The 26849-nt window shown below is 71.2% G+C and carries 25 protein-coding genes and 3 tRNA genes; 18 read left to right on the top strand and 10 right to left on the bottom strand.

Features of this window, described 5'->3' with window-relative positions:
* Nucleotides 1–51 precede the first annotated feature (51 nt).
* From ACFVU9_RS27430 to rpmH, 8 genes are all read right to left on the bottom strand, one after another.
* Nucleotides 52–1122 (bottom strand): ParB/RepB/Spo0J family partition protein, encoded by a 1071-nt coding sequence (locus ACFVU9_RS27430; protein WP_380441735.1) that lies wholly within the window; start codon nt 1120–1122, stop codon nt 52–54.
* Entirely contained in the window at nt 1119–2069 is a 951-nt protein-coding gene (locus ACFVU9_RS27425) for a ParA family protein (protein WP_380441759.1), read from the bottom strand. The genes ACFVU9_RS27430 and ACFVU9_RS27425 overlap by 4 nt, the downstream gene beginning before the upstream one ends.
* A 274-nt stretch (nt 2070–2343) precedes the next feature.
* Nucleotides 2344–3174, bottom strand: a complete 831-nt coding sequence (gene rsmG, locus ACFVU9_RS27420) for a 16S rRNA (guanine(527)-N(7))-methyltransferase RsmG (RefSeq protein ID WP_380498766.1) — start codon at nt 3172–3174, stop codon at nt 2344–2346.
* Between the two features lie 179 nt (nt 3175–3353).
* Entirely contained in the window at nt 3354–3884 is a 531-nt protein-coding gene (locus ACFVU9_RS27415; protein WP_359964154.1) for a R3H domain-containing nucleic acid-binding protein, read from the bottom strand.
* 67 nt (nt 3885–3951) lie between these two features.
* Nucleotides 3952–5109, bottom strand: a complete 1158-nt coding sequence (gene yidC, locus ACFVU9_RS27410) for a membrane protein insertase YidC (protein WP_380441737.1) — start codon at nt 5107–5109, stop codon at nt 3952–3954.
* On the bottom strand, nt 5106–5477 hold the full coding sequence (gene yidD / locus ACFVU9_RS27405) for a membrane protein insertion efficiency factor YidD (RefSeq protein WP_380441739.1): 372 nt from the start codon (nt 5475–5477) through the stop codon (nt 5106–5108). Before yidD ends, yidC begins: the two co-directional genes overlap by 4 nt.
* Nucleotides 5474–5902 (bottom strand): ribonuclease P protein component, encoded by a 429-nt coding sequence (rnpA, locus tag ACFVU9_RS27400; RefSeq protein WP_359964159.1) that lies wholly within the window; start codon nt 5900–5902, stop codon nt 5474–5476. The genes yidD and rnpA overlap by 4 nt, the downstream gene beginning before the upstream one ends.
* Before the next feature lie 18 nt (nt 5903–5920).
* Nucleotides 5921–6058, bottom strand: coding sequence for a 50S ribosomal protein L34 (gene rpmH / locus ACFVU9_RS27395; protein WP_030059672.1), 138 nt, complete (start codon nt 6056–6058; stop codon nt 5921–5923).
* Between the two features lie 365 nt (nt 6059–6423).
* On the opposite strand from rpmH, the gene dnaA reads away from it, so the two are divergent.
* The 13 genes from dnaA (at nt 6424) to ACFVU9_RS27330 (ending at nt 21873) form a co-directional block, all read left to right on the top strand.
* On the top strand, nt 6424–8223 hold the full coding sequence (dnaA, locus tag ACFVU9_RS27390; RefSeq protein ID WP_380441743.1) for a chromosomal replication initiator protein DnaA: 1800 nt from the start codon (nt 6424–6426) through the stop codon (nt 8221–8223).
* Nucleotides 8224–9199: 976 nt separating this feature from the next.
* Nucleotides 9200–10330 carry a DNA polymerase III subunit beta gene (gene dnaN / locus ACFVU9_RS27385; RefSeq protein WP_359964163.1) on the top strand — a complete coding sequence of 377 codons (1131 nt, stop codon included), beginning with the start codon at nt 9200–9202 and terminating at the stop codon, nt 10328–10330.
* A gap of 227 nt (nt 10331–10557) precedes the next feature.
* Nucleotides 10558–11433 carry a phosphogluconate dehydrogenase (NAD(+)-dependent, decarboxylating) gene (gene gnd / locus ACFVU9_RS27380; RefSeq protein WP_380498764.1) on the top strand — a complete coding sequence of 292 codons (876 nt, stop codon included), beginning with the start codon at nt 10558–10560 and terminating at the stop codon, nt 11431–11433.
* A 36-nt stretch (nt 11434–11469) separates the two neighbouring features.
* Nucleotides 11470–12603 carry a DNA replication/repair protein RecF gene (recF, locus tag ACFVU9_RS27375; RefSeq protein ID WP_387597772.1) on the top strand — a complete coding sequence of 378 codons (1134 nt, stop codon included), beginning with the start codon at nt 11470–11472 and terminating at the stop codon, nt 12601–12603.
* A gap of 211 nt (nt 12604–12814) precedes the next feature.
* Nucleotides 12815–13354 carry a DUF721 domain-containing protein gene (locus tag ACFVU9_RS27370; protein WP_380441749.1) on the top strand — a complete coding sequence of 180 codons (540 nt, stop codon included), beginning with the start codon at nt 12815–12817 and terminating at the stop codon, nt 13352–13354.
* A 261-nt stretch (nt 13355–13615) separates the two neighbouring features.
* Nucleotides 13616–15640, top strand: coding sequence for a DNA topoisomerase (ATP-hydrolyzing) subunit B (gyrB, locus tag ACFVU9_RS27365; RefSeq protein WP_380441751.1), 2025 nt, complete (start codon nt 13616–13618; stop codon nt 15638–15640).
* 131 nt (nt 15641–15771) lie between these two features.
* Nucleotides 15772–18309, top strand: coding sequence for a DNA gyrase subunit A (gene gyrA, locus ACFVU9_RS27360; protein WP_380441763.1), 2538 nt, complete (start codon nt 15772–15774; stop codon nt 18307–18309).
* 225 nt (nt 18310–18534) lie between these two features.
* Nucleotides 18535–19185 (top strand): DUF3566 domain-containing protein, encoded by a 651-nt coding sequence (locus ACFVU9_RS27355; RefSeq protein ID WP_380441753.1) that lies wholly within the window; start codon nt 18535–18537, stop codon nt 19183–19185.
* Nucleotides 19186–19436: 251 nt separating this feature from the next.
* Nucleotides 19437–20831 (top strand): class I SAM-dependent methyltransferase, encoded by a 1395-nt coding sequence (locus ACFVU9_RS27350; RefSeq protein ID WP_387597844.1) that lies wholly within the window; start codon nt 19437–19439, stop codon nt 20829–20831.
* Nucleotides 20832–20847: 16 nt separating this feature from the next.
* A tRNA-Ile gene (locus ACFVU9_RS27345) sits at nt 20848–20924 on the top strand.
* A gap of 93 nt (nt 20925–21017) precedes the next feature.
* Nucleotides 21018–21091: transfer RNA gene (locus tag ACFVU9_RS27340), tRNA-Ile, on the top strand.
* A 256-nt stretch (nt 21092–21347) separates the two neighbouring features.
* Nucleotides 21348–21476, top strand: coding sequence for a DLW-39 family protein (locus ACFVU9_RS27335; RefSeq protein WP_014137031.1), 129 nt, complete (start codon nt 21348–21350; stop codon nt 21474–21476).
* A 324-nt stretch (nt 21477–21800) separates the two neighbouring features.
* Nucleotides 21801–21873: transfer RNA gene (locus ACFVU9_RS27330), tRNA-Ala, on the top strand.
* Nucleotides 21874–21941: 68 nt separating this feature from the next.
* Here the strand turns inward: ACFVU9_RS27330 and ACFVU9_RS27325 are convergent.
* Nucleotides 21942–22679, bottom strand: a complete 738-nt coding sequence (locus ACFVU9_RS27325; RefSeq protein ID WP_380440804.1) for a DUF5324 family protein — start codon at nt 22677–22679, stop codon at nt 21942–21944.
* Nucleotides 22680–22908: 229 nt separating this feature from the next.
* Here ACFVU9_RS27325 and ACFVU9_RS27320 point away from each other — a divergent pair, with 229 nt between their 5' ends.
* Nucleotides 22909–23814, top strand: coding sequence for a rhomboid family intramembrane serine protease (locus ACFVU9_RS27320; protein WP_387597767.1), 906 nt, complete (start codon nt 22909–22911; stop codon nt 23812–23814).
* 368 nt (nt 23815–24182) lie between these two features.
* On the opposite strand, the gene crgA is transcribed toward ACFVU9_RS27320, so the two are convergent.
* Nucleotides 24183–24431: a cell division protein CrgA gene (gene crgA / locus ACFVU9_RS27315; protein ID WP_380440808.1), complete on the bottom strand. Its 249-nt coding sequence runs from the start codon at nt 24429–24431 to the stop codon at nt 24183–24185.
* Between the two features lie 168 nt (nt 24432–24599).
* Here crgA and ACFVU9_RS27310 point away from each other — a divergent pair, with 168 nt between their 5' ends.
* The 4 genes from ACFVU9_RS27310 (at nt 24600) to ACFVU9_RS27295 (ending at nt 26782) form a co-directional block, all read left to right on the top strand.
* Complete coding sequence (locus tag ACFVU9_RS27310) at nt 24600–25364, top strand: DUF881 domain-containing protein (protein ID WP_380440810.1); 765 nt, start codon at nt 24600–24602, stop codon at nt 25362–25364.
* 69 nt (nt 25365–25433) lie between these two features.
* A complete protein-coding gene (locus ACFVU9_RS27305) occupies nt 25434–25613 on the top strand; it encodes a hypothetical protein (RefSeq protein WP_363647589.1) in 180 nt (59 codons plus the stop codon).
* Between the two features lie 57 nt (nt 25614–25670).
* Complete coding sequence (locus ACFVU9_RS27300) at nt 25671–26336, top strand: aminodeoxychorismate/anthranilate synthase component II (RefSeq protein ID WP_380440812.1); 666 nt, start codon at nt 25671–25673, stop codon at nt 26334–26336.
* Between the two features lie 5 nt (nt 26337–26341).
* Nucleotides 26342–26782 (top strand): hypothetical protein, encoded by a 441-nt coding sequence (locus tag ACFVU9_RS27295; RefSeq protein WP_387597763.1) that lies wholly within the window; start codon nt 26342–26344, stop codon nt 26780–26782.
* Nucleotides 26783–26849 lie beyond the last annotated feature (67 nt).

Here is a 26849-nt window from a genome sequence, read left to right as displayed (position 1 = left end):
CAGCACTCACGCGGAACATGCACCCATCGGGTCACGCCTCTTCGACCGGCCTCAGCCCTGCGACAGCCGCAGTCCGTCCTCGCCCGGGGCCAGGCTGTCCAGGATCCGGTTCAGGTCCTCGACCGAACCGAACTCCAGCACCACCTTGCCCTTGCCGAGCTTGCCGCCGCGCTGCGTCACCTCGACCTTGACCCGGGTGTCGAAGCGGTCCGACAGCCGGCTCGCCAGGTCGTTGAAGGCCGGGGAGTTCAGCTTGCCCGCCTTCGGCGCCTGGCGCTTCGGCTTCTCCTCCAGGCCCATCAGCTTGACGATCTCCTCGGTGGTCCGCACCGAGAGGCCCTCGCGGTTGATCCGCGCGGCCAGCTCCTCCTGCCGCTCCGGGTCCGCCAGGCTCACCAGCGCCTTGGCGTGCCCGGCCGACAGCACCCCGGCGGCCACCCGGCTCTGGACCGCGGGCGGGAGCTTCAGCAGCCGCAGCGTGTTGGTGACGTGCGGACGCGAGCGGCCGATCCGGTCCGCGAGCTCGTCATGGGTGCAGGAGAAGTCCCCCAGCAGCTGGTCGTAGGCGGCCGCCTCCTCCAGCGGGTTCAGCTCCGCCCGGTGCAGGTTCTCCAGGAGGGCGTCCAGCAGCAGCTTGTCGTCCTCGGTGGCCCGGACGATCGCCGGGATCCGGTCCAGCCCCGCCTCCCGGGAGGCGCGCCAACGGCGCTCGCCCATGATCAGCTCGTAGCGCTCCGGCCCGACCTGGCGCACCACGACCGGCTGGAGCAGACCCACCTCCTTGATGGAGGCGACCAGCTCGGCCAGCTTGTCCGGGTCGAAGACATCACGCGGCTGACGCGGGTTGGGCGTGATCCCGTCGATCGGCAGCTCGGCGAAGAATGCCCCGGGCACCGGCGCCGGCTGCTCCCGCAGGCTCTCCACGGCCACCCTGGCGGCCACCGTTCCGCGACCGCCCGGCAGCACCGGCACGGCCGTCGGCGAGACGGCTCCGGTCGCCACCACCGAGGCCGGCCCGGGCACGGCCGTGGCGGGCTGCCCCGCAGCCCCGCCGTCCGTCGGCGCCGCGGGGCCGATCAGCGCCCCGAGCCCCTTACCCAGACCCCTGCGACCACCACTCACTGCTGACCCTCCGTCGTACCGTGCTGTGCCACCGGGGCGCCGTGCCCCGTACCGCTGCCGCTGCGCTGCTGGCCCACCAGTGAGCCCCCGGCCTGGCCCACCGCACGCAGCGCGAGCTCCCGGGCGGCCTCCAGGTAGGAGAGCGCACCGGTGGAACCCGGGTCGTAGGTGAGCACCGTCTGACCGTAGCTGGGCGCCTCCGAGATGCGCACCGAACGCGGGATCGCCGTGCTCAGCACCTCCTGCGGGAAGTGGGTCCGGACCTCGTCGGCCACCTGGGCGGCCAGCCTGGTCCGGGCGTCGTACATGGTGAGCAGGATGGTCGAGACGTGCAGCGAGGGGTTGAGGTGCGCGCGCACCAGCTCGACGTTGCGCAGCAGCTGGCCGAGGCCCTCCAGCGCGTAGTACTCGCACTGGATCGGGATCAGCACCTCCTGCCCGGCCACCAGGGCGTTGACCGTCAGCAGGCCCAGCGAGGGCGGACAGTCGATCAGGATGTAGTCCAGCGGCTGCTCGTAGGCGGCGATGGCGCGCTGGAGGCGGCTCTCCCGGGCCACCAGCGACACCAGCTCGATCTCCGCGCCGGCCAGGTCGATGGTGGCGGGGACGCAGAAGAGCCCCTCGACGTCCAGCACCGGCTGCACCACGTCGGCGAGCGGCTTGCCCTCCACGAGGACGTCGTAGATCGACGGCACCTCGGCGTGGTGGTCGATGCCGAGGGCGGTGGAGGCGTTCCCCTGCGGGTCGAGGTCGACGACCAGGACGCGCAGTCCGTGCATCGCGAGCGAGGCGGCCATGTTGACGGTGGTCGTCGTCTTGCCGACCCCGCCCTTCTGGTTGGCGACCACGATCACCCGGGTCGCGGCGGGCCTGGGAAGGCCCTCACCCGCCCGGCCGATCGCCTGGACCGCAGCCTGGGCAGCACGCGCGATGGGCGTGTCATCGATCTGGTCGATGGTCTCCGAGTCCTGCATGGGGGTCAGTGTTTCACGTGAAACCGGAGCGGCAACAGTCGCAGCCCGGCCGCGACTCAGGATTCCGGAGAGCAAGGAGCGACGTTTCACGTGAAACACCATGCCCGCTATGTCGGAAATCTGACGTTGCGACACTCCGGTGACCGTACAGCGGCCCGCTCTTCACCTCAATGACGACGGGCGGGTGGCCCTCCCGAACAGGGAGGGCCACCCGCCCGTCGTGGCGAGTGTCGAGCGTCACCCGGGGTCAGCGGCCCCGGCGGCGCCCGCCCCGGCCGCGCTCACCGGTGCGGGGGGCCGCGGTCCGGCCCGCCCGGGCCGCCTTGGCCCGCCGGGTCGCCGCCTTCACCCCGCCGGGGCTCTCCCCCGCCTTGACCTGGACCACCCGGGTCGAGGTCTCCAGGGTGCCCTCACCGACCGAGATGACGCTCCACTCGACCGCGCCGAGCTTGGTCAGCCCGGCCCGCGAGTCGGCCAGCTCCTGCTCGGCGCTGTCGCCCTTGAGCGCCAGCATCTGCCCGTGCGGGCGGAGCAGGGGCATGCCCCAGCCGGCCAGCCGGTCCAGCGGGGCCACCGCCCGGGCGGTCACCACGTCCACCGCGAGCTTGCCGACCATCTCCTCGGCCCGGCCGCGGAGCACGGTGACGTTCTCCAGGGCCAGCTCGCGGACGACCTCCTCCAGGAAGGTGGTCCGCCGCAGCAGCGGCTCCAGCAGCGTCACCGAGACGTCCGGACGGGCCAGCGCCACCGGGATGCCCGGCAGACCGGCGCCGGAGCCGACGTCGCACAGGGTGGTGCCGGCCGGCAGCAGCTCGGCGAGCACCGCGCAGTTCAGCACGTGCCGGTCCCAGAGCCGGGGCACCTCGCGCGGCCCGATCAGCCCGCGCTGGACGCCCGCGGTGGCCAGCAGCTCGGTGTAGCGGACCGCGGCGTCGAAGCGCTCGCCGAAGACCTCCCGGGCGGCGGCCGGCGCCTCGCCGGGCCCGCCCGCGGCGGGCGGCGCGGCGCCCTCACCCTCAGCGGCCGGATTGACGGCACCCGCCCCCGGCTGGCCGTCAGCCGTGCTCTCCGTGTCCATCTCGACCTCTCCGATCCCCGGATCCACCGACCCGCTCTCCCGCACAGTTCCACGTGAAACATCTGTCGCCGGGCCACCGCCCCGCGAAGGGACGACGACCCCGCCCGCACGAGGCGGACGGGGTCGCGTCCTGTGAAGCGCACCGGTCGCCGGGGCGACCGGTCGTCGACCTGTCGGCCTCAGGCCGGCAGCACGACCACGCACCGCTGGGGCTCTTCGCCCTCGGACTCGCTGCGCAGACCCGCCGCGGCGACCGCGTCGTGGACCACCTTGCGCTCGAAGGGCGTCATCGGCCGCAGCTTGACCTGCTCGCCCGTGCGCTTGGCCTGCTCGGCCGCCTTGGCACCGAGCGCGGCCAGCTCCTCCCGCTTGCGGGCCCGGAAGCCGGCAATGTCCAGCATGAGGCGGCTGCGCTCACCGGTCTCCCGGTGGACGGCCAACCGGGTCAGCTCCTGCAGGGCCTCCAGCACCTCACCGTCCTGGCCGACCAGGCGCTGGATCGCCCGGTCGTTGCCGTCGCTGACGATGGAGACCAGGGCGCGGTCGCCCTCGACGTCCATGTCGATGTCACCGTCGAGGTCGGCGATGTCGAGCAGACCCTCCAGGTAGTCCGCCGCGATGTCGCCCTCCTGCTCCAGACGGGAGATGAGGCTCTCGTCGGCGCTGGCGGCGGCCTCGGCCTCGACGGCGGAGGTGGTGCCTTCCGTCACTGATGGACTCCTTCGGAGATGAGGCCCAGGTTGGGTGGGCCGGGAACGAAGCTCTGGACGAAGCCGGTCAGGACTTCTTCTTCGGCCGCTGGCCGCCGCGCTTCGGCTGCTGACGGGCGGTGCCGGGCTTGGCGCCGCCGGGTCGGGAGGTGCCGGGCTTGGCGGCGGCCGGCGTGGCGCTGCCGGCGTCGGCCGGAACGGCGTCCGCGGGCTCCTCCTCCGCCGGGGCGTCCTTGGTCAGGCTCGCGGTCTGGCCGCCGGTGTGCTGGCGCTGGGCCTTGGTCTGCTTGCGCGGCTGCTGGCGACGCGCCTGCACCGACTCCTCGACCGTCGCGGAGGCCTCGGCGGCCGCGGTGAGGGCCGCCTTCGACGGGGGCAGCATGCCCCACAGGGCACCCTTGATCTCCGAGCCGTCCGGGTTCAGGCGACCGGCCTTCTTGAGGCGCACCTGCCGCTCGTCCCAGGCCTTGCTGCCCGGAGTCGGGTTGTTGCGGATGACGATCAGCTGCTGGCCCATCGACCAGACGTTGGTGGTCAGCCAGTAGACCAGGACACCGACCGGGAAGTTGATGCCCATGACGGCGAACATGAGCGGGAAGACGTACATCAGCATCTTCTGCTGCTGCATGAACGGCGTCTTCACCGTGAGGTCGACGTTCTTGGTCATCAGCTGGCGCTGGGTGATGAACTGCGACGCCGACATCATGATGATCATCACCGCGGTGACGATCTTGACGCTGGTCTCACCGCTGCTGACGAAGGTCGCGGAGAGCGGGGCACCGAAGATGTGCGCCTTGCCGGCGCTCAGCAGCAGGTCGCCGTGGATGACGCCGATGTCGTGGCCCTTGGCCACGTTGGCGAGCACACCGTAGAGAGCGGTGAAGAACGGCGCCTGGACGATGATGGGAAGGCAGCTGGAGAACGGGTTGGTACCCGCATCCTTGTACAGCTTCATCATCTCTTCGGACTGGCGCTGCCGGTCGTTCTTGTAGCGCTCCTGGATGGCCTTCATCTTCGGCTGGATCGCCTGCATGGCCCGGGTCGCCTTGATCTGCTTCACGAAGAGCGGGATCAGGCAGATCCGGATGACGACCACCATCGAGGCGATGGACAGACCCCAGGCCCAGCCACCGTCCGGGTCGAAGACGTTGCTGTACAGCGTGTGGAACTGGACGATGATCCAGGACACCGCTGTGTACAAGGGGTTCAGGAAGGAGAAGGTCACCGGTCAGGCTCCTTGGACATGAGGATCGGCCGCTCGGGGCCAATGGTCGCCGGGCCCTCGGGGGCCGGACCGGCGGGGTTGGTGGCCACCGGCGCCCCGGTGGCGGACCGGCTGCTCAGCCGGTCTCGCAACCGGCGGTGCCACACCGGGTGCTTGCGCGGCGGGACGTGATCGACCCCGCCGGGGCTCCACGGATTGCAGCGCAGGATGCGCCAGACGGTCAGCCCGCCGCCCTTGACCGCCCCGTGCACCTTCACGGCCTCGAAGCCGTAGTGCGAACAGGAGGGGTAGTAGCGGCAGACCGGACCGAGCAGTGGGCTGATCGTCCACTGGTAGACCCTGATCAGACCCATCAGCAGGTACTTCATCGCCCTGCTCCCGTCGGCGCCGTCGTGGCGGGCTCCGCCTTCAGCAACCGCTTGAGCGCCGCGTCCAGGTCGCGTTCGAGGTCCTGGTACGAGGCGGACGCGGCCTGGGGCAGCGCACGCACCACTATCAGGCTACCGGCGGGCAGCCTGGACAGACGATCACGTACGAGGTGACGCAACCGGCGCTTGACCAGGTTGCGAACGACCGCCGGGCCAACGGCCTTGCTCACGACGAAACCCGCACGCGCCGAAGGAGTCCCCTCGGCGACGTGCGGGCGGGAGTCGCTGGTCCGGTCGGCCTGGCCCTTGGGGTCACCGTCTCTGCTGAGATGGACGACCAACAGGGGCCGGCCGGCCCGACGACCGCGTTTCACCGCGGTCGCGAAGTCCTGGCGCCGCCGCAGCCGATTCTCGGAGGGCAGCACAACAGACTCTGTCGTGGATCAGGCGGACAGACTGGCGCGGCCCTTGCCACGGCGGGCGGCCAGGATGGCGCGGCCGGCGCGGGTACGCATACGCAGCCGGAAGCCGTGGGTCTTCGCGCGACGACGGTTGTTCGGCTGGAAGGTGCGCTTGCTCACTCGGGGGCTCCTGAGGTGAATCGTAGGATGACGGGAAGTCGCTTGGCCGTCACCGTGCGTCCGCGTGATCTCCCCTGATTCGGAAATCCGGCCCGTTTCCCCAGTTCGGCTGGGGTTTGAGGCAATCCACGGCGCCCGTGCTGCGCGCCTTATGGAGCGGGTGGACCCGCGGACATGCGGCAGCGGCCATCGACAACTCGACCTGGTTACGGTACGCGGGACGGGGCACGAGGGTCAAACCAGCCGTCCCGGACGGCCCGGCTCGTCCGGTTTGCCCACAGCCTGTGGACAACGACTTGATCCGGCTCTGTTCGCTGACTACCGTTGCAGGACTTGTCTGGTTTGTTCTTGGAAAGCGTGCACCAGTGGCTGATGTCAACAGCGACCTCGTCCCGGTCTGGGCGAGGGTCGTCGAGCGGCTGGTCAACGACCCGGACGTCGGCGAGATGGACAAGCAGTGGGTGCAGCGCACCCAGCCGATGTGGATGATGCACGACACCGCCCTGCTGGCGACCCCGAACGAACGGGCCAAGCAGGTGCTGGAGGGCCGGCTGCTGCCGCAGCTGACCGAGGCCCTCAGCCGTGAACTCAGCCGCCCGGTGCGCATCGCCGTGATGGTCGATGCCAACGCCGTCCCCACGACCCCCGCGCCGGCCCCCCACGCCCCCGTGGAGCCCTACCCGGGCCCCGTCCAGGACGACGGCTACGGCGGCCAGGGCTACCAGCAGCCGTACGAGCAGGACTACGACCGCCCCCGGTACGACACCGGCGGCTACGAGCAGCGCCCCGCGCCCTACGGCGGTCCGGCGGCGCCCCACTCCTGGTCCGGCTACCAGGACCACGACAGCCAGTACCACGACATCGAGGACGAGCCCGCGCCCCGTGCGGTGCAGCGCCCGATGCCCGGCCCGCCCGCGACCACCCAGGGCGACCTCTTCGGCGGCGCCTACGGCCCCGGCCCGAACGAGCAGCCCCGCACCACCGGCGGCCGCCGCTCGCCCGGCGCACGCCCCGGTGGCGGGCGCCCGTCCGACAAGCCCGCGCCGGAGCGCGCCCTCGAGCGCCCCGCGGTGCCCGGCGTGCCCGCGCCCCCCGGGGCTCCCCCGGCCGGCGGCTCGCGCAAGGACGAGCCGGCCGCCCGGCTGAACCCCAAGTACCTCTTCGACACCTTCGTCATCGGCGCGAGCAACCGCTTCGCGCACGCGGCGGCGGTCGCGGTCGCCGAGGCCCCGGCCAAGGCGTACAACCCGCTCTTCATCTACGGCGAGTCCGGACTGGGCAAGACCCACCTGCTGCACGCCATCGGGCACTACTCGCGCAGCCTCTTCCCGGGCACCCGCGTGCGGTACGTGTCCTCGGAGGAGTTCACCAACGAGTTCATCAACTCGATCCGGGACGGCAAGGCGGACACCTTCCGCAAGCGCTACCGGGACATGGACATCCTGCTCGTGGACGACGTGCAGTTCCTCGCGCAGAAGGAGTCCACGCAGGAGGAGTTCTTCCACACCTTCAACACCCTGCACAACGCGAACAAGCAGATCGTCCTCTCGTCGGACCGGCCGCCCAAGCTGCTGACCACGCTGGAGGACCGGCTGCGCAACCGCTTCGAGTGGGGTCTGATCACCGACGTCACCCCGCCGGAGCTGGAGACCCGGATCGCGATCCTCCGCAAGAAGGCGATCCAGGAGCAACTCAACGCCCCGGCCGACGTGTTGGAGTTCATCGCGTCCCGGATCACCCGCAACATCCGGGAGTTGGAGGGCGCCCTCATCCGGGTCACCGCCTTCGCCAACCTCAACCGGGCGCCGGTGGACCTGGAGCTGGCCGGCATCGTCCTCAAGGACCTGATCCCGGGCGGGGACGAGGACGCGGGCCCCGAGATCACCGCGCAGGTCATCATGCAGCAGACCGCGGCCTACTTCGGGCTGGGCGTGGACGACCTCTGCGGATCCTCGCGCAGCCGCGTGCTGGTGACCGCGCGTCAGATCGCGATGTACCTGTGCCGGGAGCTCACCGACCTGTCGCTGCCGAAGATCGGCGCGCAGTTCGGCGGCCGCGACCACACCACGGTGATGCACGCGGACCGCAAGATCCGCTCGCTGATGGCGGAGCGGCGCTCGATCTACAACCAGGTCACCGAGCTCACCAACCGCATCAAGAGCTAGTACTCCCAGGGCCGTTGGGGCCGCCGCCGGCACTTCTGCGGAAGGCCGGCCGCGGCACGACCCGCCGAGGGCGTCAGGGGCGATCCTGACGCCCTCTCGGCATATCCACAGGTGTGCATCACCCGAATGCGGGGCAGGGATGCCTCGACGGATGCTCCGCCAGTCCACAGTCGGCGTCGAACATCTGACCGGTGATTCGAAAACCGGCAGCGCAGGGGGCGCTCGTCCACAGGTGACGGGCTTTCTCCACCGTCCACAGGGTGCGACGCCCGAAGTTATCCAGAATTCCTCCACAGGCGGGCCGCCGCTACGCTCTTCCGCGCAGGTCAGGTGCCTGTGGACTTGTGCACAACCGTTATCCACAGGGTGTGGACAATTGACGGGCCACCAGTGGGCCGTTCGGGTTATCCACCGCTCGTCCCCAGGATCGGGGCGGTTATCCCCAGGTTGTCCACAGCGGCGTCCACAGTTCGACAACTTTGGGGTACCGTTCATGCCCTGGTGTGAAAGGCGTCACGAAAAGTTGACCGGGCCCCGTGGATAACCGGGCCCGGATCTGGGGACGGCGCTGGGGAAAACCTGTGGATACGTTCGGTGCCCTGTGGGTAACGCTCCGCCGTCCACAGCGGGCCCTGTCCGTCCACAGCCGCCATCCACACCCACTGTGGACAAAATTCGGGGGCTGACCTGCGGAAACGGGGTTATCCACGGTTTCCACAGGCCCTACTACTACCACTACACAGTTAGACCCATCGATGCGTTTCAAAGCAGGTGGGCCCGAAATCTGTGGACAACCGTCGCCCGACATCTGTTCGGGTTGCTTCCGCCCGTCTGCCCCGTCTGTCGGCGGAGTACGTCAGACTGTCCTCGGCAACTGGAAGCGGAGTGGCAGAGCTCGGCGGACAGCCAGACCGACGATCAAGATCAGACGAACCAGAGTGCGAGCGGGAGCGCTCGATCCAGGAGGCGGTTACCGGTGAAGTTCCGGGTGGAGCGTGACGTCCTCGCGGAGGCGGTGGCCTGGGCTGCCCGCAGCCTCCCGGCACGGCCGCCGGTGCCGGTGCTGGCCGGCCTGCTGCTGACGGCACAGGACGGCAGCCTGGCCCTGTCCGGCTTCGACTACGAGGTCTCGGCCCGGGTCGAGCTGGAGGCCGACATCGAGGAGGCCGGCACCGTCCTGGTCTCCGGTCGCCTGCTGAACGACATCTCGCGCAACCTCCCCAACAGGCCTGTGGAGATCTCCACCGACGGCCAGCGGGTCAGCGTGGTCTGCGGCAGCTCCCGGTTCACCCTCCCCACCCTCCCGGTGGACGAGTACCCGGCACTGCCCCAGATGCCCACCGCCACCGGCACCGTCTCGGGCGACGTCTTCGCCTCCGCGGTCAGCCAGGCCGCCGTGGCCGCCGGCCGTGACGACACCCTCCCGGTGCTGACCGGCGTCCGGGTCGAGATCGAGGGCGACCGGATCACCCTGGCCGCCACCGACCGCTACCGCTTCGCCGTGCGCGAGCTGCTGTGGAAGCCCGAGCAGTCGGACATCTCCGCCGTCGCGCTGGTCCCGGCCAAGACCCTGCAGGACATCGCCAAGTCCCTGGGCAGCGGCGACAACGTCTCGATCGCGCTGTCCTCGGGCGGCGCGGGCGAGGGCCTGATCGGTTTCGAGGGCGCCGGCCGCCGCACCACCACGCGGCTGCTGGAGGGCGAGTTCCCCAAGTTCCGCAGCCTCTTCCCGACCGAGTTCAGCGCCGTCGCCGCGATCCAGACCCAGCCGTTCCTGGAGGCGCTCAAGCGCGTCTCACTGGTCGCCGAGCGCAACACCCCGGTCCGGCTCAGCTTCGAGCAGGGCGTGCTGACCCTGGAGGCCGGCTCGGGCGACGACGCCCAGGCCACCGAGCGGGTCGACGCCGACCTGGAGGGCGACGACATCTCGATCGCCTTCAACCCGGGCTACCTGGAGGAGGGCCTCAAGGCCATCGACTCTGCCTACGCCCAGCTGAGCTTCACCACCCCGACCAAGCCCGCCCTCCTGAGCGGCAAGGCCTCGGTGGACGCCGAGGAGGACAAGGCGTACCAGTACCTGATCATGCCGGTCCGCCTCTCCGGCTGATGCTGGTGACCGGCATGATCCCGGGGGTGTGGGGGTCGTCCCCCACAGGACTCCGCATGCCGGTCCGCCTCTCCGGCTGACCCGCACGAGCGATACCCACAGCCTGTGGACGGCCTCCCCCGGTCGGCCCGGACCGGGGGAGGCCCTGTGCGTTCAGCGCGTAGGCTCAGGGAGTGTGCGGCAACGGCGCCGCCGGCAGGCACGTCACCACAGGTAAGGACTTGGTCATGGAGCTCGGCCTCATCGGTCTCGGCAAGATGGGCGGCAACATGCGCGAGCGGATCCGCCGCGCCGGCCACACCGTCATCGGCTACGACCGCAACCCGGACGTCTCCGACGTCGAGAGCCTGCAGGAACTCGTCACCAAGCTCCAGGGCCCGCGCGTGGTCTGGGTGATGGTCCCGGCCGGCGCCGCGACCCAGGCGACCGTCGACGAGCTCGCCGAGCTGCTGTCCCCCGGTGACGTCGTGGTCGACGGCGGCAACTCCCGCTGGACGGACGACATCAAGCACGCCGAGGCGCTGGCGGCCAAGGGCATCGGCTTCGTCGACTGCGGCGTCTCCGGCGGCGTCTGGGGCCTGGAGAACGGCTACGCCCTGATGTACGGCGGCGACGCCGAGCACGTCGCGCGGGTCCAGCCGGTCTTCGACGCGCTCAAGCCCGAGGGGGACTTCGGCTCGGTGCACGCGGGCGCCGTGGGCGCCGGACACTTCGCCAAGATGGTCCACAACGGCATCGAGTACGCGATGATGCAGGCCTTCGCCGAGGGCTGGGAGCTGCTGGAGGCCGCCCCCGAGGTCACCGACGTGCGCGAGGTCTTCCGCAGCTGGCAGGAGGGCACCGTCATCCGCTCCTGGCTGCTGGACCTGGCCGTCCGCGCCCTGGACGACGACGAGCACCTGGAGAAGCTGCGCGGTTGGGCCGCCGACTCCGGCGAGGGCCGTTGGACCGTCGAGGCCGCGATCGACCACGCCGTGCCGCTGCCGGCGATCACCGCCTCGCTGTTCGCCCGCTTCGCCTCGCGCCAGGACGACTCGCCGCAGATGAAGATGATCGCCGCGCTGCGCAACCAGTTCGGTGGCCACGCGGTCGAGTCCAAGTAGCCCCTCCCCACCAGAAGGCGAGCGCAGTCCACAGCCATGCACGTCGCGCACCTGTCGCTCGCCGACTTCCGGTCGTACGCCCGGGTCGAGGTGCCCCTCGACCCGGGCGTGACGGCCTTCGTCGGTCCCAACGGCCAGGGCAAGACCAACCTGGTCGAGGCGATCGGCTACGTCGCCACCCTGGGCAGCCACCGGGTGGCGACCGACGCGCCGCTGATCCGGCTGGGCGCCGAGCGCGCGGTGATCCGCACCTCCGTGGTGGACCGCGGCCGCTCCACCCTGGTCGAACTGGAGCTCACCCCCGGCAAGGCGAACCGGGCCAGGATCAACCGCTCCGACAACGTCCGCCCGCGCGACGTGCTGGGCCTGCTGCGCACCGTGCTGTTCGCCCCCGAGGACCTCAGCCTGGTCAAGGGCGACCCCGGTGAGCGCCGCCGCTTCCTCGACGAGCTGCTGACCGCCCGCGCCCCCCGCCTGGCCGGCGTGCGGCAGGACTACGAACGGGTGCTCAAACAGCGCAACGCGCTGCTGAAGACCGCCGCGATGGCCCGCCGGGCCGGTGGCGGCAAGGGCGCCGACCTCTCCACCCTGGAGGTGTGGGACGGTCACCTCGCCCGAGCCGGAGCCGAGTTGACGGCCTTCCGGATCCAGCTGGTGGCGGCCCTGCAGCCGCTGGTGACGGCCGCGTACGGGCAACTGGCGCCCGGCGGCGGGGACACCGCGCTGGAGTACCGCAGTTCCTTCGAGGGCGACTTGCCGGCCAGCCGCGAGCAGGCCGAGGAACAGCTCCTCCAGGCCCTGCAGGCGGTGCGCAGGCAGGAGGTCGAACGCGGGATCACCCTGGTCGGCCCGCACCGCGACGAGCTCGGGCTCAAGCTGGGCCCGCTGCCCGCCAAGGGCTACGCGAGCCACGGCGAGTCCTGGTCGTTCGCGCTCGCGCTGCGGCTGGCCTCGTACGAGCTGCTGCGCGCCGACGGCGGTGAGCCGGTGCTGATCCTGGACGACGTCTTCGCCGAGCTCGACGCGGCCCGCCGGGACCGGCTGGCCGAGCTGGTGGCCGACGGCGAGCAGGTCCTGGTGACCGCCGCGGTCGCCGAGGACGTGCCGAAGGCGCTGGCCGGCGCCCGCTTCGCGGTGGCCGACGGCGCCGTGCGCCGCGTCGACGCCTGATCCTCCACGCGATCTCCCCCACGCGATCTTTCTCAGGCGATCCCCCCACGGGCTTCCCGCGCGGGCACGGCTCTGCCGCGCGCCTGACCTTCACGATTCCTCCGTAGAGCCCCCCGGTCGCCCCCGCCGGTGGGCGGATCCCGACCGTCCCACCGCTCCCGTACGCTGGACCGCTCGACCGTTGTCCACAGGCTGGGGAAAGGAGATCGCCGTGAGCGAGTCCGCGGAGACCTCCCCGCAGCCCGGCGCCGACCGGCCGACCGGTGCCGACCTCGCCCGTTCGGCGCTGCGGGCGGCCCGGGCGCAGGCGCGTCAGCGCGGCGAGCAGGTCCAGCAGAAGCGCGAGGCGAAGCGGCACGGCCTGCGCAGCGGGGCCCGTTCGGACGGCCGCGACCCGGTGCCGCTGGGCGCGGCGCTGAACCGGCTGCTGACCGAGCGGGGCTGGGAGTCCTCGGCCGCGGTCGGCGGGGTGATGGGCCGGTGGCCGCAGATCGTCGGCCCGGACATCGCCGCGCACTGCCACCCGTCCTCCTACGACGACCAGGCCGCGGTGCTCACCGTGCAGTGCGACTCGACCGCCTGGGCCACCCAACTGCGCTGGCTGGCCCGGCAGTTGGTGGCCCGTCTGAACCACGAGCTGGGCCACGGCACGGTCCGCACCATCAAGGTGCTCGGCCCGGCCGCACCGGCCCGCGGCTACGGCCGGCTGCGCGCCCCGGGCAGCAAGGGACCGGGCGACACCTGGGGCTGATCGCGGGCGCGGGCCCGTCCTCGGAGGAGGGCGACCGGACCACGATCTTCCGGAACCCCTGACAGCCCTTCCAGGCGCTCTGGGCCCCCCGGTCGAGTATCGGGACATGTGCAGAGGGGATTCAGGGCGGCATATCTGCCCTCAAGGGCTGCCAAAGGCCCATCTCTGTCAGTCGTACCGGTAGACTGAGAGCCAAACACTGTTGCTAGTGGCAACCGAGTCGAAACGCCGTGGTCGCACGCCCGCCCACACGGGGTGGGGATGCGGCCCGCGCTGTGCCAGAGAGGGCGCTTCGTGGCCGATTCCGGCAACCCCAGCCAGACCCCAGACCAGACCGACCAGGCTTCCTACACCGGTAGCAACATCCAGGTGCTGGAAGGCCTCGACGCCGTCCGCAAGCGCCCCGGCATGTACATCGGCTCCACCGGTGAGCGCGGCCTGCACCACCTGGTGCAGGAGGTCGTGGACAACTCCGTCGACGAGGCGATGGCCGGGTACGCCGACACCATCGATGTCACGATCATGGCCGACGGCGCGATCCGCTGCGTCGACAACGGCCGCGGCATCCCGGTCGACATCGTCCCGGGCCAGGACAAGCCGGCCGTCGAGGTCGTGCTCACCGTCCTGCACGCCGGCGGCAAGTTCGGCGGCGGCGGCTACGCGGTCTCCGGCGGTCTGCACGGCGTCGGCGTCTCCGTGGTGAACGCGCTGTCCACCCGGCTGTCGGTGGAGATCCACAAGGACGGCCACCGCTGGACCCAGGACTACAAGATGGGCGCGCCGACCGCCCCCCTGGTCAAGGGCGAGACCACCGACAAGACCGGTACGACCGTCACCTTCTGGGCCGACCCGGACATCTTCGAGACCACCGTCTACTCCTTCGAGACGCTCTCCCGGCGCTTCCAGGAGATGGCGTTCCTCAACAAGGGCCTGTCGATCTCGCTGACCGACGAGCGCCCCGAGCACGTGGACGAGGAGGGCAAGCCGCTCACCGTCACGTACAAGTACGACGGCGGCATCGCCGACTTCGTCGCCCACCTCAACTCCCGCAAGGGCGAGGTCATCCACCCCTCGGTCATCGACTACGAGGCGGAGGACAAGGACAAGGCGATCTCGGTGGAGATCGCGATGCAGTGGAACACCTCCTACACCGAGGGCGTCTACAGCTTCGCGAACACCATCCACACCCACGGCGGCGGCACCCACGAGGAGGGCTTCCGCGCGGCGCTGACCGGCCTGGTCAACCGCTACGCGCGCGACAAGAAGCTGCTCCGCGAGAAGGACGACAACCTCTCCGGCGAGGACATCCGCGAGGGCCTGACCGCGATCATCTCGGTCAAGCTCGGCGAGCCGCAGTTCGAGGGCCAGACCAAGGACAAGCTCGGCAACACCGAGGCCAAGACCTTCGTCCAGAAGGTCGTCCACGAGCACCTGAACGACTGGCTGGACCGCAACCCCAACGAGGCCGCGGACATCATCCGCAAGTCCATCCAGGCCGCCACCGCGCGCGTCGCCGCCCGCAAGGCCCGCGACCTCACGCGCCGCAAGGGCCTGCTGGAGTCCGCCTCGCTGCCGGGCAAGCTGTCGGACTGCCAGTCCAAGGACCCCTCCGAGTGCGAGATCTTCATCGTCGAGGGTGACTCCGCCGGCGGCTCGGCCAAGCAGGGCCGCGACCCGCGCACCCAGGCCATCCTGCCGATCCGCGGCAAGATCCTGAACGTCGAGAAGGCCCGGATCGACAAGGTGCTGCAGAACACCGAGGTCCAGGCGCTGATCTCGGCCTTCGGCTGCGGCATCCAGGAGGACTACGACGAGTCCAAGCTCCGGTACCACAAGATCGTCCTGATGGCCGACGCCGACGTCGACGGTCAGCACATCCGCACCCTGCTGCTGACCCTGCTGTTCCGCTTCATGCGGCCGCTGGTCGAGTCCGGGTACGTCTACCTGGCCATGCCCCCGCTGTACAAGATCAAGTGGGGCAAGGACGACTTCGAGTACGCCTACTCCGACCGCGAGCGCGACGCGCTGATCGCGGCCGGCGTGGAGGCCGGGCGCCGGCTCCCCAAGGACGACGCGATCCAGCGCTTCAAGGGTCTCGGCGAGATGAACGCCGAGGAGCTCCGGGTCACCACCATGGACGCCGAGCACCGGCTGCTGCTCCAGGTCACCCTGGAGGACGCCGCCCGCGCCGACGAGCTGTTCTCCGTGCTGATGGGCGAGGACGTCGAGGCCCGCCGCTCCTTCATCCAGCGAAACGCCAAGGACGTCCGCTTCCTGGACGTGTGACGCCGCCCGACCGGCAGCCGCACGTACCAGTCCGCGTGAAAGGAAACTGACCACCAGTGGTCGACGACAACCGTCCCGACGGCGAACAGCCCGAGACCCCCGTACCCGCCGAGGCCACCGCCCAGGCGACCATGCGGATCGAGCCGGTCGAGCTCGAGACCGAGATGCAGCGCTCCTACCTCGACTACGCCATGAGCGTGATCGTCAGCCGGGCGCTCCCCGAGGTCCGCGACGGCCTCAAGCCGGTGCACCGCCGCGTGCTCTACGCGATGTACGACGGCGGGTACCGGCCCGAGAAGGGCTACTACAAGTGCGCCCGCGTCGTCGGCGACGTCATGGGCAACTACCACCCCCACGGCGACACCTCCATCTACGACACCGTGGTCCGCCTGGCCCAGCCGTGGTCGCTGCGGATGCCGCTGGTGGACGGCAACGGCAACTTCGGCTCCCCGGGCAACGACCCGGCCGCGGCCATGCGCTACACCGAGTGCAAGATGATGCCGCTGGCCATGGAGATGATGCGCGACATCGACGAGGAGACCGTCGACTTCGCCGCCAACTACGACGGCCGCTCGCAGGAGCCCACCGTCCTGCCCGCGCGCATCCCCAACCTGCTGGTCAACGGTGCCACCGGCATCGCGGTCGGCATGGCCACCAACATCCCGCCGCACAACCTCCGCGAGGTCGCCTCCGGCGCGCTCTGGGCGCTGGAGCACCCGGACGCCTCCAACGAGGAGCTGTTGGAGGCCCTGATCGAGCGGATCAAGGGCCCGGACTTCCCGACCGGCGCGCTGATCGTCGGCCACCGCGGGATCGACGACTACTTCCGCACCGGCCGCGGCTCGGTCACCATGCGGGCCGTCGTCGAGGTCGAGGAGATCCAGGGCCGCCAGTGCCTGGTGATCACCGAGCTGCCCTACCAGGTCAACCCGGACAACCTCGCGCTGAAGATCGCCGACCTGGTCAAGGACGGCAAGGTCGCCGGCATCGCCGACGTCCGCGACGAGTCCTCCTCGCGCACCGGAACCCGCCTGGTGGTCGTGCTCAAGCGCGACGCGGTCGCCAAGGTCGTGCTGAACAACCTGTACAAGCACACCGAGCTGCAGACCAACTTCGGCGCCAACATGCTGGCCCTGGTCGACGGCGTGCCGCGCACGCTGTCGCTCGACGCCTTCATCCGGCACTGGGTCAACCACCAGGTCGAGGTCATCGTCCGGCGCACCAGGTTCCGCCTGCGCAAGGCCGAGGAGCGCGCCCACATCCTGCGCGCGCTGCTCCGCGCGCTCGACGTGATCGACGAGGTCATCGCGCTGATCCGGGCCTCGGCCAGCGCCGACGCGGCCCGCACCGGCCTGATGGAGCTGCTGTCCATCGACGAGCTCCAGGCCAACGCGATCCTGGAGATGCAGCTGCGCCGCCTGGCCGCCCTGGAGCGCCAGCGGATCACCGACGAGCACGACGAGCTCCAGCGCAAGATCGACGAGTACAACGCGATCCTGGCCTCGCCGACCCGCCAGCGGGAGATCATCTCCGAGGAGCTCACCGCGATCGTCGAGAAGTACGGCGACGAGCGGCGCTCGACCCTCATCCCGTCCGACGGCGACCTCTCCATCGAGGACCTCATCGCCGAGGAGGACATCGTCGTCACGATCACCCGTGGCGGCTACGTGAAGCGGACCCGCTCCGACCTCTACCGCTCGCAGAAGCGCGGCGGCAAGGGCGTGCGCGGTGCCCAGCTCAAGCAGGACGACATCGTCGACCACTTCTTCGTGACGACGACCCACAACTGGATCCTGTTCTTCACCAACAAGGGCCGGGTCTACCGCGCCAAGGGCTACGAGCTGCCGGACGCCGGGCGCGACGCCCGCGGCCAGCACGTGGCCAACCTGCTGGCCTTCCAGCCGGAGGAGCACATCACCCAGGTGATGGCCGTCCGCACCTACGAGGACAAGCCGTACCTGGTGCTCGCCACCCGGGCCGGCCTGGTCAAGAAGTCCGCGCTGAAGGACTACGACTCCCCGCGCTCCGGCGGCCTGATCGCGATCAACCTGCGCCAGGACGAGGCGGGCCGGGACGACGAGCTGATCGGCGCCGAGCTGGTCTCCTCCGAGGACGACCTGCTGCTGGTCTCCAAGAAGGCCCAGTCGATCCGCTTCACCGCGACCGACGACGCCCTGCGGCCCACCGGCCGCGCCACCTCGGGCGTCAAGGGCATGGCCTTCCGCGAGGACGACGAGCTGCTCTCGATGAACGTCGTCCGCCCGGGCACGTTCGTCTTCACCGCCACCGACGGCGGGTACGCCAAGCGCACGGCGGTGGACGAGTACCGTGTTCAGGGACGCGGCGGCTACGGCACCAAGGCGGCGAAGATCGTCGAGGGCCGGGGTTCGCTGGTCGGCGCGCTGGTGGTCGACGACACCGACGAGATCATGGCGATCACCCTGTCGGGTGGGGTGATCCGCACGAGGGTTTCCGAGGTTCGTGAAACCGGACGTGACACCATGGGCGTCCAACTGATCAACCTCGGAAAGCGCGACGCGGTCGTGGGCATGGCCCGCAACGCGGAGGCCGAGGACGAGGAGACGTCGGAGGACGAGGTCGAGGGCACCGAGTCCACCGAGATGGCCGAGGGTACGGAGACGGCCGCCGGCGGCGAAGCCGGCGTCTGACCGAACCGTTGGCCGGTGCCGTCGCGTCCTCAGTGAGGGGATGCGGCGGCACCGGCCGCCGACCAGTTCCGGGCAATCCCGCCGGGCGCTGGATGTCGAGTGACGAACAGGGCGGTTCCCCCGCCCTGGCGGGAAGTGCGGGAGGACCAGGTGAGTGGAGCCACGGGTGCTGCGGGAGGAGCCTCCGGCGGCCGTCCGGGCGCGCAGGGCGGGGGTGGGTACGGCGTGCCGCAGCCGCCGGCCGAACACCCGGCCGCGTCCACCTCGCTGATGCCACCGGTCGGCGCGGCGGGCCAGAGCGGTGCCACGTACGGCGGTCAGACGCCGGCCCCGGGCGCCCAGGGCGGGGCCGGCGGGTTCTCCCAGCCGACCACCTACGCCAAGGGGCAGCCGACCCCGGCCCGGGGCACCCGGACGGGGAACACCCCGCCCGGCGGCACGCCCGTCCCCGGGGCCGCGCGCCGACCCGGCACCGGAGCCCCGGCCGCCGGCCCGGGCCTGGGCCGCACGCGCAAGGCCCGTCTGCGGGTGACCAAGGTCGACCCGTGGTCCGTGATGAAGGTCAGTTTCCTGCTGTCGCTGGCGGTCGGGATCATCATCATCGTGGCCGCGGCCGTGCTGTGGATGACGCTGGACTCGCTCGGCGTCTTCGACTCGCTGTCCAAGACCCTGAAGGACGTCACGGGGTCGGACAGCAACGGCGGCATCAACATCATGGACTACATCGGCTTCGGCAAGGTGATGACCTTCACCTCGCTGATCGCCGTGGTGGACGTCGTGCTGCTGACCGCGCTGTCCACGCTCTCCGCGTTCATCTACAACGCCGCGGCCGGCTTCACCGGCGGCGTCGAGCTGACCCTCGCCGAGGAGGACTGACCCGGGCGGATCCTGATCCACGGTCAGAACTCCGTCCCCGGACGGAATGGACGGGCCCCGGAGGCTGTTTCAGCCTCCGGGGCCCGTCGGCATTTCGGGTGACAGCCGGCCGCCCACGGCGTGCCGCCCGGATTCGGGCCGGCCGCGGTGGGATTTGCTGGATGCCGCCCGTTCCGCGTCAGGGAGTGCCGCAGGCCGCCCCCGGTCCGCCCGACCGGGTCGTGCAGGACGACTGGACGGAGGCGCGCTCGATGGCACAGCTCGCAGGTCAACTGGTCGAGGCCCTGGAAGGGCTGCTGGGGGTGCAGGTCCCGCTGCGGGTCCAGGCCTGGGACGGCAGCGTCGCCGGCCCGCCCGGCGCCCCCACCATCGTCCTGCGCAACCGCCGCGCGCTGCGCCGCCTGCTCTGGGCCCCGGGCGAGCTCGGCCTGGCCCGCGCCTACGTCTCGGGGGACCTCGACGTCGCCCCCGGCGGCGACCTCTACGAGGTGCTCGACGCCGTCGGCCGGTTCTCCGAGCTGCCGCGGATCCGCACCCTGGAGTTCGGCCCGGCCGACGTGGTCGGCCCGGAGGGCCGCCGGGCGCTCGCCGCCGTCCTGCGGGCCGGCGCGGTCGGCCCCCGGCCCACGCCGCCCCCCGAGGAGGCCCGGACGGCCCGGGGGCGGCTGCACAGCCGCGGCCGGGACCGCGCCGCCATCAGCCACCACTACGACGTCGGCAACGACTTCTACGGGCTCGTCCTGGGCTCCTCGATGGTCTACTCGTGCGCCTACTGGACGCCGGACTCGAAGAGCCTGGAGGACGCCCAGGCGGCCAAGCTCGACCTGATCTGCCGCAAGCTCGGCCTGCGGCCGGGGATGCGCCTGCTGGACGTCGGCTGCGGCTGGGGCTCGCTGCTGCTGCACGCGGTCCGGCACTACGGCGTCACGGCGGTCGGCGTCTCCATCTCGGCGGAGCAGGTCGCGCTGGCCCGCCGGCGGGTCGAGGAGGCCGGGCTGGCCGACCGGGTGGAGGTCCGGCTCCAGGACTACCGGGAGACCGCCGACGGCCCCTTCGACGCGATCTCCAGCGTCGGCATGGCCGAGCACGTCGGCGAGGAGCAGTACCGGGTGTACGCCGAGGGCCTTTACCGGCTGCTGGTGCCCGGTGGCCGGCTGCTCAACCACCAGATCGCGCGCCGCCCCGACCACCCCGGCGAGGAGCACCGCACCAGCCCGTTCATCGACCGCTACGTCTTCCCGGACGGCGAGCTCTCGCCGGTCGGTTCCACCGTGGCCCGGCTGGAGGAGGCCGGCTTCGAGGTCCGCGACGTCGAGTCGCTGCGCGAGCACTACGCGCTGACGCTGCGCGAATGGGTGGCCAACCTGGAGGCGCACTGGACGGAGGCGGTCCGGCTGGTCGGCCGCGGCCGGGCCAGGGTGTGGCGGCTGTACATGGCGGCCTCCGCGCTGGCCTTCGAGCAGAACCGGATCGGGATCAACCAGGTCCTCGCCGTCCGCAGCACCGAGGAGGGCGCGGCCGGCCTGCCGGCGACCCGGGAGGAGTGGCTGCTGCGGCGCTCCGCCGGGGCGCCGCGGCTCGGCGCCGGGGTCCCTGCCGCGACCCCCGCCGGAACGGATTTGGGGGATCGGCGGTCGGTCCGCTAATCTTTCAGTGCGGCAAGGGCCTATAGCTCAGACGGTTAGAGCGCTTCCCTGATAAGGAAGAGGCCACAGGTTCAAGTCCTGTTAGGCCCACCACCGCGAAGGGCCCGGAGTGGATCACTCCGGGCCCTTCGGCGTTTCCCGGTTTTCGTTCCACGGCCAGGTTCCGGTAACCTCTGCGTGTGGCGAGGGCCTATAGCTCAGACGGTTAGAGCGCTTCCCTGATAAGGAAGAGGCCACAGGTTCAAGTCCTGTTAGGCCCACCTCCCCGAAGGGCCCGGAGTGGATCACTCCGGGCCCTTCGGCGTTTCCCGGCGTCAATCCCGCGGTCCGGGCGCGGGGTTGGCGGCAGCGGTGGCTGGTCACGATTGGGACACCGGTGTGTATCATCGGCCGCAAGGGCAGTCTGGCACCCGGCGGCCCCGTAGGCGTTCGAAAAGAACTGGACTCGTCGGCCCGGTCACTCCGGCCGGAACTCGGCTCTTGAGTCCACTTATGCAAGAAGGACGAGGTCCCGCGGTGAAGAAGCTTCTCCTGGTCGCCCTGGTCGCCCTCGGCGGCTTCTTTGTCTACCGTCAGGTCCAGGCGGACCGCGCCGAGCAGGACCTGTGGACCGAGGCCACCGACCCGGTTCCGGCCGGTCGCTGACCTCCGGGCGATCTGACGATCGACGATCTTCGGGGGCGCTCCGCGCGCCTCCTCGGGTCGGGGGGGCGCGGGGGCGGCCCGCCCGGGGGGCAGCCCCAACGGGGGGCGCCCCCGCGGCCGGCGCCCAGCCGCGGACCACGAGCGCCGCGGCCCCCCCGCGGGGGGCTTCCTGCCAATCGCTTTTGGGGGGGGGGGCGCGCCCCCCCCCGGGGGGCCCCCCCCCCGGCCCCGGCCCGGGGCGGCCCGATTCCCTCAGGGGGACGGCACCGGTAGGCCGCCGGAACCCGGTACGCTAGTGCCCGTCGGCACCGGCGGTGCCGTAGAGGGGCATTAGCTCAGTTGGTAGAGCGCTGCCTTTGCAAGGCAGATGTCAGGAGTTCGAGTCTCCTATGCTCCACAGTTCGCAGTACCAGCCGATCGGCCGTTGACCTGAGTCCGGGTCAACGGCCGATCGGCGTTCCGGCGTCAGTGCGGCTTGCGCGGGTCGTGCGGCTTGGGGCGGTCGTCGGCCGGGGGAGCGGGCTCGTCGGCCGCCCCCTCGGGGCCCGTGCCGTTGACCGGTGCGGCGGAGGAGCCGGTCGCGTGGGCGCCGGCCGGCTGCGCGGCCTGCGGCGCCGGGGGCTCGACCAGCCACTCCGGGTTGCTGTGCCGGCGCCACCACTGCCAGGCGAGGACCCCGCCGCCGATCGCCACCGCGCCGGCCACGGCGAGGCCGGCGGCCCAGCCGTTGTGCTGTTCCTTCCTGGCGTTGCGGGCGGCGAGGTCGCTGATCTCGGCGGAGCTGACGTGGCCCTGGAGGGCGGTGAGCGCGGCGGCGCCCCGGGCCTGGGCCTCCTGCGCGACCGGGACGACCGCGGCGCGGGCGTCCCCGACCGCCTGGACGACCCTGGGGGCGACCGTGGAGCGCGCCTGGTCCGCGGCGCGGGCGGCGGAGAGGCGGGCGGCCAGTGCGGCCTCCTGGGCCCGGTGGAAGGCCTTCAGGGCGTTCTCCTGGGCGTCCGGCGGGAGGTTGGCGAAGGCGTGGCCGAACTGGGGGGCGAGGTGCCGGTCGTACTGGACGCGGAGGCTCTGGGCGGCCTGGGAGGCCTTCGGCCCGAGCGCGTCGAGGGCGGGGCCCAGGCGCTGCTTGGCGCCGTCCGCGAGGTGCGCGGCGGTGTCCCGGGTCCTGGCGGCCGTCTCACGAGCTGAGTCCAAACGGGTCACGGGTTCTCTCCTCCTGGGTGGCGTCCTATATGCACATATCCACCTGAATGCTGATCATGCATCCTGATTTGTCCGACGGCACCCCGGGGTGGGCCGTCTGCGGGTGTCGCGGGTGCTTGGGGAGGGGGACCGGCGGGGCAGGATCGAGAGTGGGGACGACGTCCGCCGCCGGGGCGGCCGCAGTAGGCTGGCGGCTCCGGTGGTCCTGTACGGGAAGGGGAAACCGCTGATGCTCCCGGACGAGCCGAGGCCGTCGGCCGATGGGGTCCAGGCGTCCACTCCCGAGGCCGTTCCGCCCGGGTGCTACCGCCATCCGCAGACGCCCACCGGCATCTCGTGCACCCGCTGCGGGCGCCCGGTCTGCCCGTCGTGCATGGTGCCCGCCTCGGTGGGCTTCCAGTGCCCCGAGTGCGTCAGCGGCGCGCACTCCGAGACGCGGCGGCCGACCACCCGCTTCGGCGGGACGCTGACGGCCGACGGCGCGCTCGTCACCAAGGTCCTGATCGGGATCAACCTCGCGGTCTTCGTGCTCGCCGCCTACGTCTTCTCGCCGTGGCTCGCCCAGGACTGGATGCTGTACAGCGCCGGCCGGGCGATCCAGGGCGGTCCCGGGGGCGTGGCCGACGGCCCGAGCCAGTGGTACCGGCTGCTGACGGCGACCTTCCTGCACGTCCAGGTGTGGCACGTCGGCTTGAACATGCTGGCGCTCTGGTGGACCGGACAGGTGCTGGAGGCGGTGCTCGGCCGGGCGCGCTTCCTCGGCCTCTACCTGCTCTCGGGCCTGGCCGGCAGCGCCCTCGCGTTCCTCGTGGCCGGCAACCTGATGAGTTCGCTGGGCGCCTCCGGGGCCGTCTTCGGCCTCTTCGGGGCGACGCTCGTGCTGCAGATCAGGACCCGCAGCCCGATCGGTCCGGTCATGGCGCTGCTGGTCTTCAACCTGATCGTCACCTTCTCGGTCCCCGGGATCGACTGGCGCGCGCACGTGGGCGGCCTGGTGGTGGGGGCGCTGACCGCGGTTGGCCTGATGTTCGCCCCGCGCGAGCGCCGCGGGCCGGTCCAGGCGCTGACGATGGCGGGCGCGCTGGCCGTCGTCCTGGCGATGGTGCTGATCGGGATGGCCCGCTACGGCGCCTGACGCCGGCGGCCGTTGTCCACAACGGGTGCGGGGTTGTGCACAGCCCGTGTGGTGCGCCGGGTGTGGACAGCTGTTCTACGCGTGTCCGCCTGTGCGGTTCGCGCTCTCACGAAGTGCTGTCCACAGCTGTGGACAGTACTTGGCGCCCAAGTTATCCACAGGCTGGGGACACTTTTCCCCAGTGTGGATAACCATGTGGATAAAGGCGACAGTGCGATTGTGGGGATAGCTGCCTGGCCGGTCGCCCGGCTCCGGGCACGCCTCGACGCCGTCCCGGGTCGAGCTGTCCGGAACGGCGGAGGGGCCGTGTCAGGGGGTCGGAAGGGCCGATCGGCGGCGTGATCCGGCCAGGGCGTGGGCCCCGGCCGTCACTTCCACTGGGTGGAGACGCCGAAGCCCGCCGCGATGAAGCCGAAGCCGACCAGGATGTTCCAGTTCCGCCAGCTCTCGACCGGGTAGTTCCCGCTCGTCACGTAGTAGGTGACGATCCACACCAGCCCGATCAGGAACAGTGCCAGCATCAGGGGCGCGACCCAACTGCGGCCCGAACTGATCTTCACCACGGCCGTCGTCGGCGGGGTGTAGTCGGACTTCTTGCGGAGTCGAGACTTCGGCACGAGGAGCTCTCCTGTCGATGCGCTGTGAGACCGCGCAGGGGTGCAGCGGGGGCGGGTCGGCCGGCGTCACTCGTGGAGAACGCTGGGGACGGCTCCCGCACGTGCCACCGGCGTCCGTTAGCGTAGTGGCTCGGCGGGTCTTAAGGAGATAAGGGTACGGTGCCTAATTTGTCGATTCCCCCTCGGCCGACCCGTACCCGTCGATCCGGCATCCGAATTGTCGGCCGTGCCCTGACCTGCGCCGTCTTCGCGCTCGCCGGTCTGCTTTTCTACATCAGCGCACAGACCGCCCGCGGGACCGACCTGCGGACCGACAACTCGCTCCTCAGCCTCGGCGACGTGATACGCCAGCGCAGCGCCCAGAACCAGCAGGCGCAGGCCCAGCTCGCCGACCTCCAGGCCCGCGCCCAGGCGCTCACCGAGCAGCGGAGCCAGAACCCGGCCGACACCGCCCGGCTGGACGGCCTCCGGCTCGGCGCCGCGCTGGAGCCGCTCCAAGGCGGCGGCCTGACCGTCACCCTCAACGACGCCCCGCCGAACGCCACCGCCCGCATCCCCGGCGTCCCCGAGCCGGGCGTCAACGACCTGGTCATCCACCAGCAGGACATCCAGGCCGTGGTCAACGCGCTGTGGCGGGGCGGCGCCGAGGGCGTGCAGGTCATGGACCAGCGGCTGATCTCCACCAGTGCCGTCCGCTGCGTCGGCAACACCCTGCTGCTCCAGGGCCGGGTCTACTCGCCGCCCTACGTCGTCAAGGCCGTGGGGAAGACCGACGACCTGCGCGCGGCCGTGGACGGGGACCCGACGATCCGCAACTACTTGCGCTACGTCCAGGCGTACGGACTCGGCTGGAAGGTCCAGGAGAGCGGCGACCTCGCCCTGCCCGGCTACTCGGGCACCACCGACCTCCGTTCGGCGGGCGGCCAGCAGTAGCGGACCTGCCTGGACGCCGTGGAATGCGGGTCTACTCTTGACCCCAGTCTGCTACGTCGAGGGAGCACCATGTACGGCTGGATCTGGCGTCACCTCCCGGGGAACACCCTGGTCAAGGCCGTCATCTCGCTGCTCCTCATCCTCGGGGTGGTCTACCTCCTGTTCACTTACGTCTTTCCGTGGGCGGAACCGCTACTCCCCTTCGGTGACGTCACAGTGGACGGCGGTGACGGTGCCGCGGCCGGCTGAGCCGGCCGGCCCCGCTCTTCCCCTCCAGTCCCCGCGAGCCACGGAGATAGCGCGCGAATGACCACCCAGCGGACCCAGCCCCGGATCCTGGTCGTCGACAACTACGACAGCTTCGTCTTCAACCTGGTCCAGTACCTGTACCAGCTCGGCGCCACCTGCGAGGTGGTGCGCAACGACGAGGTGACCGTCGAGCACGCCGTCCGCCGCGGCAGCGGCGACGAGGGCTTCGACGGGGTGCTGCTCTCCCCCGGCCCCGGCGCGCCGGAGGAGGCCGGGGTCTGCATCGAGATGGTCCACCACTGTGCGCGGATCGGACTGCCGGTCTTCGGCGTCTGCCTGGGCCTGCAGTCGATCGCCGTCGCGTACGGCGCAGTGGTCGGCCGGGCGCCGGAGCTGCTGCACGGCAAGACCTCACTGGTCGAGCACGAGGACGGCGGGGTGTTCGAGGGCCTGCCCTCGCCGCTCACCGCCACCCGGTACCACTCGCTGGCGGTCGACCCGGCGACGGTGCCGGAGGACCTGGTGGTCACCGCCCGCACCGAGAGCGGCGTGATCATGGGCCTGCGGCACCGCGAACTGCTGGTCGAGGGCGTGCAGTTCCACCCCGAGTCGGTGCTCACCGAGGGCGGGCACCGGATGCTCGCGAACTGGCTGGCGGAGTGCGGCCACCCGCAGGCCGTGGACCGGTCGGCCGGGCTCGCCCCGGTGATCGGCCGGGGCTGAGCGGCGTGACCGCACTGCGTCCCGAGGGGCGTTACCAGCCGGAGGCGGGACCGTACGGGGACGGGCGGCAGCCCGCGGACCAGTACGGCCAGGCCGAGTACGGCGGAGGCCGGCAGGTCGACGGCCAGTACGGCTACGGGCAGTACGGCGGCCAGTACCAGGGCGCCCACCAGTCCCAGCCGGTCCAGCCCGCCCCGCCCGGGCAGGCGGGCGCGGAGGACGGCTGGGGCGTCTACGAGCAGGCCGAGCAGGCCGCCGACGCGCCCGAGTACCCCTGGCTGCCCGACCAGACCGTGCAGCTCCGGCTGCCCGCCGGGGAGGGCCCGGCCGCCGCCGAGGCGGCCCCGCCCACCGGCGGCCGGGCCGAGCGCCGGCGGGCCGCATCAGATGTGTATAAGAGACAGCGGCAAGCATATACGGATGCAGCTATCAAGAAAGAAGCGTAATGGTCAATCAGGCAGCCCGTTACCGGAAAATGACCGGCGCGCCTTATCATATTGGCATGCTCCACGG

The organism is Kitasatospora sp. NPDC057936 (assembly GCF_042887525.1).
Taxonomy (GTDB): domain Bacteria; phylum Actinomycetota; class Actinomycetes; order Streptomycetales; family Streptomycetaceae; genus Kitasatospora.
This window is presented reverse-complemented; position numbering and strand designations above follow the sequence as displayed.